Genomic DNA, 13246 nt, shown 5'->3' with positions numbered 1-13246 from the left:
TCAGCTTATTTGTGTTAAATTTAACTGGTTGCAAGTTGTATAAGATGTTTATAAAAATTGTTACTGCTTAAAAATGTATTTATTTGTATACTTCTATACACATTTCCTTATACATTCTTATAGCTTTCAAATTTATCATTATTTTACATATTTGATAGTATGGATGGGATACAAATTCTGGTATATATTGCGATTGCGGTTATTTATTTGATTCTGAAAGGGGTAAATAAAGCCGTGAAACCACCTGAGGGCACCACACCTCCTGTAGAAGTTACTGGCGAACCTTCCGTTCCTACAACTCAGACAAACCGTCCGCCCCGCAAAACTGGCCCCTTCTCGTTTGATGATTTACTGGATGAATTTGGGGAGGTTACTCAGAAAAAACAAACCACTAAACAGGCAACGGCTGAAACTGCCCGGAAGAAAGCGGAACAAACGCTTGACAAAACCAGAAAAAAAGTTTCGCAGAAGTTAGAACGGGCGCAGGACAAAACCCGAAAACAACTTGAGCAAACGGACAGAGAAAAGCCTTTTTCGTATGAGCAGATTTCACAGGAAGAATATGTGCCAGTGTATAGAAATGAAGCCAACGACGTAGACTATGAAGATCCGCAAAGATCAACCTATGCAGGCCTGGACGATCAGAAAAAGCGGTTTGCTGCCTTTGATATGGCTGCTCCGTCTAGTAAAACAACTATATATGCCCGTTTGCTAAGAGATCCACAAAATGTTAAAACGGCTTTTATACTGAGTGAAATCTTTAAAAGAAAATATCAGTAACGCTTTACCGGAAAAACTTTGAAGCAGGTAAAACAAAAAGGGGATACATTTGAAATGTATCCCCTTTTTAGTAGGTAAGCAGTTTACGATTAATGTTCTATAATAGCTGCTTTATGTTTTGCTTTTACTTTTTCAGGCTTCAGTTTAATGACTTTTGTCCAATGTAAAAATTTAATTACCGGATAAGTTGGGTCGAACTCAAACCATTTGGTGCCAAAGTTTACCCGGTTCGGTAATTTGTGGTGGTTATTCTGAAACAGTTCTCCCATCATTAATACATCAAAAATCAGCGAGTTTTTAGACTGATCATGGTTATCGTAGTTCTGGTAGCCATATTTATGCCCACTCCAGTTAACGATAGCCCCATGTACTGGGCCCATTAAAAAGTGGATAGGTAATAAGAAGAAGAAAGCCCAGTGCATATCAGCAAACAAATAAGCAGCAATGTAAACCAGAGAGTAAAATACACCCCAACTGATTCTGGATACCCAGGTGTCGGCTACTTTCTCTAACTTATCCCATACCGGATAATTTCTGTCGAACTGCGGTTCTGGGGCTACTGTACCATTGGCAAAGCCATTATAAATATCTTTTGTTTTCCACATCATAGTCATCAGGTTTTCTGTATGGTGTGGCGAATGTGGATCTTTGTCTGTATCGCTGTACGCATGGTGCATCCGGTGCAAAATAGCATAGGCACGGGGGCTCAAATAAGAAGATCCTTGGGTAGCGTACGTTAACAGGTAAAAAAACCTTTCCCAAAATCTGTTCATTGTAAACATCTTGTGTGCTGCATAACGGTGCAGGAAAAATGTCTGGCAGAATAAGGATAAATACCAGTGCGCAAAGAAGAAAACTAAAATAATCACGGTAACAAAAGATTTAAGTGAATGATATATTTAAGAGCTTGTTGAGCTCGTATGTTTACGGAATTTAGGAAAATTTTATTCAAAAACTATTGATAAAATTTCAGTTAGAAAGGTTGGCAAGATAGCTAATTAATCTTTTAAATCGAAATTAAGTTCGGCTGAAGTCCAAAACTTGTGAAAAATTCTACCCTATTTAGTCAAGTAAAGATAGTTTTTCTACTTTTTCCACAATTTTAGATTCAAGTACTTCTGCCAGAAGTATAATTGGTTATTTAACGTAGCTAACCGGATGAAGATGGGAAAACTTCTTACTGGCGTACATCAAAAAGCTAGCTGGTTTACAGATTGATATAAATCGGTAAACGAACTTGCTTTAGCGATGCCCATTTTTATAGCATTCCTAGCAGCTATTGGAATAGTGCCCGTATGTCTGGTAATACATTGGTGCATTAGCTCTTTTAATTCCTGCATCTGATACGTGTCCCGCTGTGTCCATTCCGGCTTAATTTCTATCACTGGATTATACAAAATATAATCTAATATTTTTTTTGCTAGGCTTTTTTTGGATTGAGGAGACGTTAACCGATAGGTCCATTTATTGCCTTCTTTATCAAAGACCAGTTCCTGGTCTGTGTTTCTGATTTTGCCAAAAGGAGTTGCCTTACAAAGATCAGCTTCTGTTGGTATGACTTGTAACCCTTCCTGGCTACGAATAAGTATCAAAGGAAAAACAGGCTGTAACATAGATGCAGGTATTTATTTTTCGTATACTTTTTAATGATTTACCTATAAAATGGATTTATCCTTAGCAATATTGCCGGTATTGGAAAAGAACCGGACTATTTTTTAATTAGTATGTCATTTGTAACTCAGTAGCTTCTTCTGTCTTTTAGAACATCCTTTACTATAGCTTTTATAATGCCTCTTAACAGATAATAAATACCATAGAAAAACAAACTTGTTAGCAATATTGAAAAAAGGATTTCACCAACTGATAGAGCTCCCAGATAGATCAGCATAATTTTCGTGTTAAAAGATGAAAAGATAGTTGAATATAGTAATTTTCATAGGAAGTACTCAGTATGTACTTGAAAGATAACAATTTAGTTACACCCAATAGACCAACGGCAACTGGATTCGGGTTCGCTGAGGTAAGACTTTGCCTTTGAAAAGAGCAAGTCAACGGCTTGCAAGGATTAAGGGTAGTACTTTCTAAAATTCAAATGTTTCGCAATGAATAACCTGCGGCTCAAACGATAATAAATAATTTTTATCCTCTTCATAATACCGTGCCTTCTCATAATCCGGCCCGGCAAACCCCTTAATACTTTCGTAACTATCCCATTGTGTCACCGTCCAGAAGTGGCAGCGGTCGCCTTCAATTCGTCGAAGTATTTGTACTCCCAGATTGCCTGGCGTTTTCTTATACCCATCAACGCCTGTTTTTTCTAAATACGCCAGGTAGGCTTCCGCATCCGTTGCCTTTGTTATCCCATGCCAAATGCGGGTTATTTTCTTGCTTATCTTCGTGTTTTCTGTCATGTCAATCAATTAATTATTTCTGTAAACGCTTCTTGGTGCAGTGAGCGATGGTGATTGAAAGAGGCCGGATACCAGTAATAAGGTGGTTGCATACGTTTGTTTACTCTTTTTTTGTAATCACCAAATTTCTAAAGTAGGCCTCTGTTCCAGATCCTATCCATAATCCAATACTACCAGATTGAGTAGCGCCGTGCTTCAGGTCGTTCACAAGTAAGGTTGGTTGCGCTTGGCCATGAACATATAAGGTAGCTTTTTCTCCTTCTACCTCAATTTTGACTTTTGTCCACTCCCCTACTACCAAATCCACATAAGATTCATACTTTTCAGGTGTTTCTTTCCGGCTTTTTTCCCAGGGTAGGTTCGGATACGAAATATACTGCACTGAGTGATTCCTCCGGACCTGGTCGGGAGCCCGGCCATTGGTAGGCCTTAAGTAAATGCACTCAAATTTAGAGTTATCTTCACTGATGCGAAAAGCAATGCCTACAAAACCCCGCGCGGTTTCTACGGCTGTAGCCGAGGGTTTTCCAGCTAACTCTACTTCAATTACTCCATTATGGAATGAGATATCTTTGAGTTTGACGTATTTTACTTCCGACGTTATCCCCTTTGCCGTATCAGTCACTTGTACCGATTGTTTGCCTAAGTAATTAGCCGCTTTCAAGGTTACATGCACAGGCTCAAGCCCCTCCATGCTTTTTAAGGGAAATTGGTGTTTACCGGTTTGGCTCATTGAATCCTTACCATACAGCAGGATAAGGGCAAAAATAACCATGAGTTTTAGTGGCATATCTGTATCTTTTTATTGAATGCGCATATATCTTATTGAATGCGCATATATCAACTATTCACAATGCGAGGCTTTCGTGTTTTGGTTCTGCGTGTCAGCAGGTTAGTTTCCGCAAGATTATTTCTCAGCAGGATGGTCTCTTTGTAATTGATTGCAGAACTCTACTAACTTAATTAGATCTTCTTTGCTTTTAAAGTTTATTGCTTGTTCTTGGATATAGTGTTTAATGGGCTTGTAATAGCTAGGAAAGAGTTTGAAAAGATTGGATTTTTTGGCCTCATAAAATCGCTGGTTCTTATCCATCAGATAAAAGGATATTTTCCGGGACAGCAGCATTAAATTGGGGGCTGGTTGATAATAGAGCTGATCATTACTCGGCTTTGGCCCTACATACTTGTCAGTCACGGTGCCCTGAGCAATTCCCGTATTGAAATCCGTGGTGACCACTATATTAGTCGGTTGATATCCACTCAGCGGAGCACCCTTTATAATCTTGATAATATGGTTTTCAACAGGCTTTACGGGGTAAGTGTCACGCAAGGCTAGCAAATAACCTATTCCAGGTAGGTAATAAAATACATCCTCTCCCACGCGGATACTTTTGATTAACGGGTCATCAATCATAATAAGTGTATCCTTCTTTGGTCCAATGAACTGCATCTCCCCAGGCAAATAGCTGTAATTGTTATAAATAGCCGTTGATTTTCCATTGTGATAATTTACCGTTGCAGGTTTGAACTGCTCATAGTGCATTCGCTCAGCAGCTGGTATCACCTGAGTTACGATTTCTCCTGTGTGAATAGTGTACTTTTGTTTGTGCTGTGCTTGTAAACACATATGCGCAGAAGACCAGGCTAAAACACATAGCAGGATGTATTTCATGGGTAGAGTGGCCATTTTCCTTCCTAAATAATCAAAATTCGTTTTAAATGCTATACGCCAGTATTTTTTATTGGCTTACTGCCAAATGTATAGCCTATTAACTCCCACACGCTGTGTTGAGTTGTGGCTATCAGCTGAGGAGCACAGATGGACGGATTAAGCATGGTAGGTTTTTCAATTTTGGTAGCAGTCATTTTCCCTATGGTGCGATTTATTGGCTTACCCATTCTATTGCTTTTTGTACAGCAGTAAGAGAAGATAAATTTTCATCACTAGGTACCGGGCCGCCATACACTTTTTTAGTGCGGTCTGCCATTATACCAACGGTGAGGCTTAGTAAAGCGCCATCACTTAGGTAGAATGGCGCATTAGACGTTGACACACCACAGGTGGCCGGGCCAAAGCTTCTTGTATTTGCTCTAGCTTTAAATGCAATAGTGATGCCTTCGGCTGCACTAGCAACAGCCCCATCTGTCAAAAGAGCTATTTTAGGGGCAGGGTTTTGCAGTATGTACGGATTAGCCACTGTGTAAATAGGCGAACGTTCAGAAGCCACCCCATTTGTATAGGACCAGGGATAATAATTTCCATCCGGGTCCATAAAATAGCCTACCGTCCCTTCTCCCAATAAAGGGCCAACCCCTGCTAACATCGCCCACATATCTCCTCCTTTGTTTCCCCTCAGATCAATAATCCATCCTTTGAGCGCTGGCTGGTCTTGTTGTTTGATTAAAGCCTGAATATGTTGTGCATATTCAAGTCCTATCAATCCATACTTCACACCATTGGCATCATACCCTCCTGAGGATGGTAGGTGAATATAGCCTATACCATCAGTTTCTGGCACCTTTACCGGAGCAAAATCTACGCAGATTGCCTTCGTATTCCCACTTAATACCCTGCCACCAGTTGCGGCAACATAGCTGCTGTGATTATCTTCAAGCATTTTTAAAGCGAGCGTAATGGCTGGATACGTATCGGCAATAGTTTGTGCACCATTTGCCAAACCCGTAATTTTTTGTTTGAAATCATTCCAATCAATTTGTTTACGATTTACGGAGTAGCGTTGCATGATTGCCACTACTTCTTCTATGTACGCTTGTGCCTGCGGAGAAGTAACCGTAGGGCTATCCTCTTTTTTACAGCTTAGTAAAGAACTTAACACTAGCCAAATCAAAAAGTAATATAGTTTCATAGAGTGATTAGAGGTTTAAAGAAAGAACATACTAAAAATAAATATTCCATTATATCATTCACTATTTTCTACACCTGGTTATCATTGTTACTTGCTATACTGCAGTAAAAATCCCCGTGATAGGTCCATTGTGATTAAAGACCAGTTGTTGCCGGATGGGAGTTACAAGCTAGCTTTTAGTTAGATTCCTTTCGTTGGCAAGTATCAAATCATAAATCAATGGACTAAGCTGTTATTTCACCTGCTTGGGTCAGCTACTGGTAAAAACGTTTGTTTCCTCCGGCACAGTTACTTACAAAGTACCCAACTGACTACAATAAGAAAGTAGGTTGAGTAAGTCTTCCTCTTTCTTGAAATTAATGCTATTCGCTTGCAGGTACTGGTGAATATCTTTCTTGTTTTTGGAGTAAAACTTCAAAAAAGTAGTTTTTGTCGCCGGATAAAGGCGTTGATTTTTGTCAATCAGGTAGAAGGATGTTTCCTTGGCAAACAGCAGATCTTCTTGGCAGGGATTTTCATACACCCGGCTGTAACTAATGGAATAATCAACTGCAGGATCGAGCAATGATACGCCGGAAATGGATGGGCCACGTGGTTCATAGCCATTTCGAACAGGATTTTTACTTTTAATTTTCTTCAGCAGGAGTTGCCTTTTTCTGGCTAGTTTTAGGTGAGCGAACTCAGCTAGCTGTTGAAAATAGCCTTGCGTGTAATAGTGCAGATACAAATCTTCCCCGATAGCTACCTTTTGGATTCTATAGGCATTGGTTAACAACAGGGTATCTCCGTTTGTGGAGATAAACTCCATGGCCGCATAAAAATAATTGTAATTGAACCTACCCTTGGCAGATTTTCCATCGATGAAGGATACTTCTCCTGCCTGAAAGCTCTCATAGCCATATCTGGCATGAAGGGGCATGGCCTGTTTGAAAATTTGTCCGGCCTTTAGCTCATAAAGTTGGGGAGATTGGGCAAGAGAATGCAAATTGCCCGTTGAGCAGAGTATACTTAGCAAAATTAATAGTTTGAACATAACATACTTACGCTTATAAGTGTAAAGGCGGAAAACAGCATTCCATACTTTGGAAATTATTTTATATCATAAAGAGCATTTTTAGTTAAAAAAGCTCTTATTTATTCCTACAAAATAAGAAAAAGCCCTATCGTTTAGTTTGCTTATAGCAGCATCTGGGGCTTCTCACTGAGCTAAGTATACTGGAAGCAGTACTAACAATGGGGTTGATGCTGGCAATGATTATCTTCATCATTTATCTTTTCACTTTTCAGTCCATTGAGCACAGAACACAAGTAGCTTTTTCAAATCTTCTTCCCGGGTAAAATCTAGTTGATTGGTATCTACATAGTGTTCAATTGCCTTTTTGTGCCTGCCAAATAGCTTCAGCAAGGTAGCCTTCTGCGCCCGGTAAATACGCTCATTTTGATCGACAAAATAATAGGAGCTTTGTCTGGCCAATTGCAATTCTCCCGGAGCTTTTTGCGAATATAGGTTCCTGTAGCTATAGCCAGGCGTAAAATTGGAGCCTTTACCGGGTCCATTCATACTAATCCCAGGCCCTCCGGCAGCAACACCTCCTGAATTGCTAACTAATTTGAAGGCGCTTCGAATAATTTCCAGGTTTTGTTTCCTGGCAAGCTTTACAGGGACATCAGCAGGAATTAGCTCAACGAAACCATTTTTATTCATATAATAAAATACCTGTTCACCAATAGCAATCTTTTTCAGCGAATTTTCTTCCACTAGGGCTAGCGTATCGCCTTTGCTGTTGATAAACTGCATTTCCCCATATAAGCGATTATAATTGAGCCTGGCAGGCAAGGATCTTCCATTTCTGAAAAAAACAGTTCCCTGTTGAAATCCATTATAGAGGTATTGCTCTTTGGACGGAATTATCGTAGAGACTACTTCTCCAGCGTTAATTGAATAGACAGGAGTTTCTTGTGCCCTCCCGGAAAAGTGCATACCTATTCCTGCTACAAAACACCATAGTAATTTCTGCATACAGAAAAGTTATCTATTCCTCTTATAAAATACAAACCATAAGCAGTCATTTATCTATCTACTGTTGGCTCAAAACTTATTAGGGGCAAGATTTAGTACCAATACTGAGCCTTAGCATGGCTGCTGACCGATTAAAGTTGGTGTTGTATGCTTACGTTTTTATTCACAATTGTTCCAACCTTTTCTGATTTGTTCTCCTAGCTGACTATCTGAAATAGTATTCTCGATTTTTATTTCTTTATTTATTAAGGGATGGTATCCTCTGGATTCTCCTACAGCACCTCCATTTCGGAAAGGCAGAATGCTAAAGTGCTTTTCTGTTTCTCCTAACATAATAGAACGGGCATCTTTCATTTGATTCTTTATGCTTGTAAATCCAGTGGCTTTGTTATAGGCTTTCTGAATATACGAAAAATCGGTTGGAGTATCTACATCCGTTTGACTGATTGCCAGATGCTTTCTGGCTACCTTACCTATTTCTTCAGCAGTGGCATATACATCAATCCATGAGATATTATCCGTAGTAAAGCTGAATCCTGCTTTTGCCTGATAATACGTGCTAACTAATATGCTGTCCGGATAAAGAATAACTTCAATGCTTCTTGGATAATTTAATCGATTCTTCCTTTCGTTATGAATCATTATATTGCGGACTAATGAATATACGCGTTGAAGAAGGATAGCTATGCTATTTTCCGGTTTCCGGGTAATTCCGGTAAGCCGCATGAAGGTTAATAATTAGTAAGGGCAAAATACAGCAAATTAGCTCCCATGCGGAGAGCCTCCTGCCGTTTTTCTTCAGGATCTTCATGCACCGACTGATCTTCCCAGCCATTCCCCAAATCAGTTTCGTAACTGTAGAAGCATACCAGGCGGCCTTCGTAGATCAGGCCAAACCCCTGGCTAGGTTTGCCATCGTGTTCATGAACTTTAGGCAGGCCATTAGGAAAGCTATATTTCTGGTGGTAAATAGGATGATTGAAAGGCAGTTCTACAAAATCTAGTTCCGGAAACACCTTTTTCATTTCCAGGCGGATAAATTTATCCAGGCCATAATTATCATCTACGTGCAGAAACCCACCCGACATTAAATATTTTCGCAAATTACGTACTTCCGAATCGGAAAATACCACATTTCCATGGCCGGTCATATGAACAAAAGGATATGAAAACAATTCCGGGCTACCTACCTCAACTACTTCTTCCTCGGCAGCAATGTTCATTTTCAGGTTTTTATTAACAAAATCAATCAGGTTGGGTAGAGATGTTTTGTTAGCATACCAGTCGCCCCCGCCACTGTATTTGAGTTTAGCAATTTTATAAGCCGGCTTCTGGGCAAAAGCAGGTATACCAGCGAATGAACATAGAAGAATAAGTAAAATCAGAAACGGATACTTTGGCTGCATAATAGTTTGGAGTAATACATATATAAACTTATTCCGGGTATTTTTAGTGCAGAAACGGCTTAAGAATTATTGATCAGATTCAGGATATGGCAACCAGCCATTCCGGCTGTTTCTGTACGTAACCGGCTTTCGCCTAAGCTAACCGGTACATATCCTTTTTCCAGAGCTAAGGCTATTTCTGCTGGAGAAAAATCACCTTCCGGGCCAACCAGTAAACAATAGGAATGCTGCCTAATGGCTGCTTTTTGCAACAACTCCCTTCTCCCTTCTTCCAAATGCGCTACAAATTTTTGCCCGTCCAGGGGTTTTTCAATAAACTGCCGGAACGGAATTACCTCATGAATATGTGGCAAATAGGCTTTTATTGATTGTTTCATAGCAGCTACGGCAATTTTCTCCAGACGGTCGGTTTTGAACACCCTTCTCTCCGAACGTTCGCAAGCAATAAAACTAATCTCATCAATCCCCAGCTCCACACATTTTTCTACCAGCCACTCTGTCCGGTCTGCGTTTTTGGTTGGGGCAATTGCCAGGTGGATAGAATAAGGCTTTTTACCAAACTCCGGATGTATGTGCCGGATGGCTACTCTGCACTTTTTAATATCAGTTGAGGCTATCTCTGCTTCATACATATTTCCTTTTCCGTCGGTTACATGCAATGTATCACCGGTGTTCATCCGGAGTACTTTTATTCCATGTCTGGCTTCTTCTTCGGGAAGAATGGGTGTAGCAGGCGAAAATTGTGGGTTATAAAATACTATCATACTTGTTAAATAACAGCCCTATCCATCATATAATTTATTGTTACAGAAATTATACGCAGGCAAGTATTTGAAAAAGGCGGCTGAAAGACCAAACTATGTATACGCATTCCCGTAAAAATTGAGTACGGCACTTTGCATGTTCAATATACTAAAGCTTTGATAATTAAGCATCGATCAACAGGCAAATTATACGTATTCAAGGATATTCTAACAACACGAGCGATGGCTGAAATACCTATAAGAAAAAAAAGCAAAAGTCCGGTATGGCTTTGGATTCTGGGAATCCTGGCCTTAGTGGCAATTGTAGTATGGCTAGTTACCAAAAACAACACCGATTCAACTACCCAACCTAATCAATCGAGCCAGGTGCTAAAGTTGCAGGCAAACAGGCAAATAGCTCTAAAACCTAAAAGCATGACACAGGTACCAGGGATTGTTTCACTGAAACTGGAAACCTACTTAGCCTGATACTTCTGTTGCACAAGTACAGGTTGGAACTAAAACAAATCAACTAAAGGAGGATATATGAATCAGGATAGAAACGAACGCAAACGCGAACATATAGATTTTATAGACGAAGTTAGCAATGCCGACAATTGCTATGTAAATCTGGAGAATCTGAACAAAAATAAAATGCACCTGGACGAAGAGTACCAGGATAAGCTTGCTGCACTAACAGACGAGCGTACGCAGCAAAACAGGCTATATGAAGAACGTATAGCAAAACTCCGCCAGGATGAGCAGTATAAACACGACTTGCTGCAAGACAGAATGGCTAGAATGGTGGAAGAAAAAGCAGAACATGACAGGAAGTTTCAGGAAAAACTAACGTCTATACAACAGGAATTGAGCAGCCGCCAGGGAGCTTATCATCAAAAACTGGAACATATCCGGGTGCATGAGGTAGAAAAAGATGAAAAGCACCGGGAAGGTGTGTGGCAGCTGGAGCTGGAAAAGAAACAGAAACAGGAAGAAATTCAGGCACAGATTGATGCATTAAATCTGGAAATACTGAAGCAGGATAAAATCTATGAAGAAAAGATAAATGCCTTTCTGCAGGATCAAAGCTACAAAGAGGATGTGCTGAAAAGCCGGACGGCCATAAACCGGGACTGGAACGACGAGCACGAAAAGTACCAGAACCGCCTTATGGAAATTGAACGCGACAGAGCTGAAGTAGACACAGACTATGAAGAAAAATCCAGATTGTTGCGTTTGGAACTGGAAAACTACGATAAGAACTTACAGGAACGTATAGCCCGCATAAACCAGGAACGGCAAGTGCAGGTACAATTAATAGACGATAGAGTAGCACAGGTTCAGCAGGAAAAAGCCCGCCAGGATGAACTCTACCGCATACAGCTGGAAAAGCTTGAGCAAGACAAACTTTATCAGGAACGGATGAACCGGCTGAAAGAAGACACCCGCGAAACGGACCGCCTGCATGCCGAAAGCCAGGAACATCTGCGCCGAGAAAGAGAAGCCCTGGAAGCCAGCTACCTTGAGAATGATAACCAGAACAGGATGCCTACACTAAAAAGGCTGAAAGAAATAGAAGACGAATATGAAGTTGCCGACAAACACCTGGATGTGCGGGGCTGGAATGTTTTAGGGAACAGAGGCGAGAACATTGGCCGCATCAATGAACTGATTGTAGATACTGAAGTGATGAAGGTCCGCTACCTGGATGTGGATGTAGACAATTCCATCACGAATGAAAAAGAAAGCCGGCATGTGTTAATCCCTATTGGTGTAGCCACTATAGACCAAAAAGACGATAAAGTGGTTATTCCTACGCTGGACCGTTCTATGGTGATGAAATGCCCGTCGTACACTGGCCAGGCAGTAACCAGGGACTATGAACATACCTTGCTTACTACGCTTTCGCCGGATTATACCATCGGTTCTAACAGCCGCAGTGATTTCTACAACCAGGAATCTTTCGACGATGCTAAGTTTTATGGAGAGCGTAAAAAGCGAAAATCTATTATTTTTAATAAATAAAAACAATCCCCAAACCGAATCATCTGTTTGGGGATTGTTTTTTGTATTCGGTTAACTTTCCGCACAAAGTACCCAGAGTCAGTTGCTTTTAATACGGCTTCTTTTCTTCTTTCTTCAAACTGAATACTCTGGAAATATTAAATCCAAAATAAATATCGCCTTTCAGCCAGTTACCATTGGTAGCCGGAACAAAAAACTTCTCCAGCATCCCCTGCGAATTAGTGAAATGCAGCTGAAAAACGTGGCCTCCAGTTTCTATATCAAAGCCTACAGAAAGGGAATTGTAATAATCATTGGCGGTTTCTCCAGGTAGCAGATAAAAATATTCGGCATTTAGTGATGTACGTTTGGTTAGTTTATACCGGCCGGCAACACCAACTGCATACACATCATTCTGGTCAACGGTGGTAGGTACCAGGTTCCGGTGAACCATGGTTGGCGATAGTTGCAGCGAAAGTTTATCGCTGAATTTACGCCCAATAATAGCCTGATACGTATACGAAAGCCTGGAAGAAAACAAGTTATCTCTTTCTGCATCGCTAAACTCTAAGGTATTGATAGCCGTGCTGGCAAATAGCACTACGGACACAGGCATACCGCTTGGCCGCTGCCGCAGTACTTTATACTTCACAAATCCATCGTAGGTTTTTTCCAGAGAACTTCTTCCTACACCTATAGTAAGTACATCGGTTAGCCCATATTCCAGACCTAACCGGATGGTGGCATCGTCTAACCCAAAAAAGTTGTACGCGCCACTGTTGAGCCGGCCAAAACGGTGAGAGATCAAGAATTGAAGCACCTTGGCTTTCTGCGTTTCTACCGATTGACCGTTAATTACCCGGGTACTTTTGAAAGTAGCATAGGTATAGTCTTTCTGCCCTTTATTTAGGGAGTCATTTTCCAGTAAGTTGAGCAGATCGTTTTGTGCCTGGAGTTGAATGGAAGCGGTTAGGAAAATTAAAAAGAAAAGTAATTTATAAAGTTGCTGCATATC

At 40.5% G+C, this 13246-nt stretch carries 16 protein-coding genes; 3 read left to right on the top strand and 13 right to left on the bottom strand.

Features of this window, described 5'->3' with window-relative positions; translation table 11 throughout:
* The first annotated feature begins 159 nt into the window (after window positions 1-159).
* Entirely contained in the window at window positions 160-780 is a 621-nt protein-coding gene (locus Q0590_RS14515) for a hypothetical protein (RefSeq protein WP_302038281.1), read from the top strand.
* A gap of 89 nt (window positions 781-869) precedes the next feature.
* Here Q0590_RS14515 and Q0590_RS14510 read toward each other — a convergent pair whose 3' ends face one another.
* The 12 genes from Q0590_RS14510 to Q0590_RS14455 all read right to left on the bottom strand — a co-directional run bounded on the left by Q0590_RS14510 (window position 870) and on the right by Q0590_RS14455 (window position 10248).
* Window positions 870-1649, bottom strand: coding sequence for an acyl-CoA desaturase (locus Q0590_RS14510; protein ID WP_302038280.1), 780 nt, complete (start codon window positions 1647-1649; stop codon window positions 870-872).
* A gap of 321 nt (window positions 1650-1970) precedes the next feature.
* Window positions 1971-2393 (bottom strand): hypothetical protein, encoded by a 423-nt coding sequence (locus tag Q0590_RS14505; protein ID WP_302038279.1) that lies wholly within the window; start codon window positions 2391-2393, stop codon window positions 1971-1973.
* A gap of 468 nt (window positions 2394-2861) precedes the next feature.
* A complete protein-coding gene (locus tag Q0590_RS14500; RefSeq protein WP_302038278.1) occupies window positions 2862-3191 on the bottom strand; it encodes an antibiotic biosynthesis monooxygenase in 330 nt (109 codons plus the stop codon).
* A 100-nt stretch (window positions 3192-3291) separates the two neighbouring features.
* Window positions 3292-3981 carry a 3-keto-alpha-glucoside-1,2-lyase-like domain-containing protein gene (locus Q0590_RS14495; RefSeq protein ID WP_302038277.1) on the bottom strand — a complete coding sequence of 230 codons (690 nt, stop codon included), beginning with the start codon at window positions 3979-3981 and terminating at the stop codon, window positions 3292-3294.
* 117 nt (window positions 3982-4098) lie between these two features.
* Window positions 4099-4863 carry a hypothetical protein gene (locus tag Q0590_RS14490; RefSeq protein ID WP_302038276.1) on the bottom strand — a complete coding sequence of 255 codons (765 nt, stop codon included), beginning with the start codon at window positions 4861-4863 and terminating at the stop codon, window positions 4099-4101.
* Window positions 4864-4913: 50 nt separating this feature from the next.
* Window positions 4914-5057, bottom strand: coding sequence for a hypothetical protein (locus Q0590_RS14485; protein WP_302038275.1), 144 nt, complete (start codon window positions 5055-5057; stop codon window positions 4914-4916).
* 17 nt (window positions 5058-5074) lie between these two features.
* Window positions 5075-6058 carry a S41 family peptidase gene (locus Q0590_RS14480; protein ID WP_302038274.1) on the bottom strand — a complete coding sequence of 328 codons (984 nt, stop codon included), beginning with the start codon at window positions 6056-6058 and terminating at the stop codon, window positions 5075-5077.
* A 292-nt stretch (window positions 6059-6350) separates the two neighbouring features.
* On the bottom strand, window positions 6351-7091 hold the full coding sequence (locus Q0590_RS14475) for a hypothetical protein (RefSeq protein ID WP_302038273.1): 741 nt from the start codon (window positions 7089-7091) through the stop codon (window positions 6351-6353).
* A gap of 243 nt (window positions 7092-7334) precedes the next feature.
* On the bottom strand, window positions 7335-8078 hold the full coding sequence (locus tag Q0590_RS14470; protein WP_302038272.1) for a hypothetical protein: 744 nt from the start codon (window positions 8076-8078) through the stop codon (window positions 7335-7337).
* A 159-nt stretch (window positions 8079-8237) separates the two neighbouring features.
* Window positions 8238-8804 (bottom strand): hypothetical protein, encoded by a 567-nt coding sequence (locus Q0590_RS14465; RefSeq protein WP_302038271.1) that lies wholly within the window; start codon window positions 8802-8804, stop codon window positions 8238-8240.
* A 5-nt stretch (window positions 8805-8809) separates the two neighbouring features.
* Complete coding sequence (locus tag Q0590_RS14460) at window positions 8810-9484, bottom strand: DUF4159 domain-containing protein (protein WP_302038270.1); 675 nt, start codon at window positions 9482-9484, stop codon at window positions 8810-8812.
* A gap of 59 nt (window positions 9485-9543) precedes the next feature.
* Entirely contained in the window at window positions 9544-10248 is a 705-nt protein-coding gene (locus Q0590_RS14455) for a 16S rRNA (uracil(1498)-N(3))-methyltransferase (RefSeq protein WP_302038269.1), read from the bottom strand.
* A 222-nt stretch (window positions 10249-10470) separates the two neighbouring features.
* Between Q0590_RS14455 and Q0590_RS14450 the strand changes: the two genes are divergently transcribed.
* Together Q0590_RS14450 and Q0590_RS14445 are read left to right on the top strand one after the other, a co-directional pair.
* Window positions 10471-10716 (top strand): hypothetical protein, encoded by a 246-nt coding sequence (locus tag Q0590_RS14450; protein ID WP_302038268.1) that lies wholly within the window; start codon window positions 10471-10473, stop codon window positions 10714-10716.
* Window positions 10717-10773: 57 nt separating this feature from the next.
* Entirely contained in the window at window positions 10774-12252 is a 1479-nt protein-coding gene (locus Q0590_RS14445) for a PRC-barrel domain-containing protein (protein WP_302038267.1), read from the top strand.
* An 88-nt stretch (window positions 12253-12340) separates the two neighbouring features.
* Here Q0590_RS14445 and Q0590_RS14440 read toward each other — a convergent pair whose 3' ends face one another.
* A complete protein-coding gene (locus Q0590_RS14440) occupies window positions 12341-13243 on the bottom strand; it encodes a DUF5777 family beta-barrel protein (RefSeq protein ID WP_302038266.1) in 903 nt (300 codons plus the stop codon).
* Window positions 13244-13246: the final 3 nt, after the last annotated feature.

This window comes from Rhodocytophaga aerolata, from assembly GCF_030503435.1.
GTDB classification, from domain to species: Bacteria; Bacteroidota; Bacteroidia; order Cytophagales; family 172606-1; genus Rhodocytophaga; species Rhodocytophaga aerolata.
The sequence above is the reverse complement of the archived record's forward strand: the minus strand, read 5'-3'. Positions and strand labels throughout refer to the sequence as shown.

What these genes read in the sequence shown, in the direction of transcription:
- Q0590_RS14515 (WP_302038281.1), top strand. Translation starts at nt 160, where the DNA reads ATGGATGGGATACAAATTCTGGTATATATTGCGATTGCGGTTATTTAT.
- Q0590_RS14505 (WP_302038279.1), bottom strand. Translation starts at nt 2,393, where the DNA reads ATGTTACAGCCTGTTTTTCCTTTGATACTTATTCGTAGCCAGGAAGGG.
- Q0590_RS14500 (WP_302038278.1), bottom strand. Translation starts at nt 3,191, where the DNA reads ATGACAGAAAACACGAAGATAAGCAAGAAAATAACCCGCATTTGGCAT.
- Q0590_RS14495 (WP_302038277.1), bottom strand. Translation starts at nt 3,981, where the DNA reads ATGCCACTAAAACTCATGGTTATTTTTGCCCTTATCCTGCTGTATGGT.
- Q0590_RS14490 (WP_302038276.1), bottom strand. Translation starts at nt 4,863, where the DNA reads ATGAAATACATCCTGCTATGTGTTTTAGCCTGGTCTTCTGCGCATATG.
- Q0590_RS14485 (WP_302038275.1), bottom strand. Translation starts at nt 5,057, where the DNA reads ATGACTGCTACCAAAATTGAAAAACCTACCATGCTTAATCCGTCCATC.
- Q0590_RS14480 (WP_302038274.1), bottom strand. Translation starts at nt 6,058, where the DNA reads ATGAAACTATATTACTTTTTGATTTGGCTAGTGTTAAGTTCTTTACTA.
- Q0590_RS14475 (WP_302038273.1), bottom strand. Translation starts at nt 7,091, where the DNA reads ATGTTCAAACTATTAATTTTGCTAAGTATACTCTGCTCAACGGGCAAT.
- Q0590_RS14470 (WP_302038272.1), bottom strand. Translation starts at nt 8,078, where the DNA reads ATGCAGAAATTACTATGGTGTTTTGTAGCAGGAATAGGTATGCACTTT.
- Q0590_RS14465 (WP_302038271.1), bottom strand. Translation starts at nt 8,804, where the DNA reads ATGCGGCTTACCGGAATTACCCGGAAACCGGAAAATAGCATAGCTATC.
- Q0590_RS14460 (WP_302038270.1), bottom strand. Translation starts at nt 9,484, where the DNA reads ATGCAGCCAAAGTATCCGTTTCTGATTTTACTTATTCTTCTATGTTCA.
- Q0590_RS14455 (WP_302038269.1), bottom strand. Translation starts at nt 10,248, where the DNA reads ATGATAGTATTTTATAACCCACAATTTTCGCCTGCTACACCCATTCTT.
- Q0590_RS14450 (WP_302038268.1), top strand. Translation starts at nt 10,471, where the DNA reads ATGGCTGAAATACCTATAAGAAAAAAAAGCAAAAGTCCGGTATGGCTT.
- Q0590_RS14445 (WP_302038267.1), top strand. Translation starts at nt 10,774, where the DNA reads ATGAATCAGGATAGAAACGAACGCAAACGCGAACATATAGATTTTATA.
- Q0590_RS14440 (WP_302038266.1), bottom strand. Translation starts at nt 13,243, where the DNA reads ATGCAGCAACTTTATAAATTACTTTTCTTTTTAATTTTCCTAACCGCT.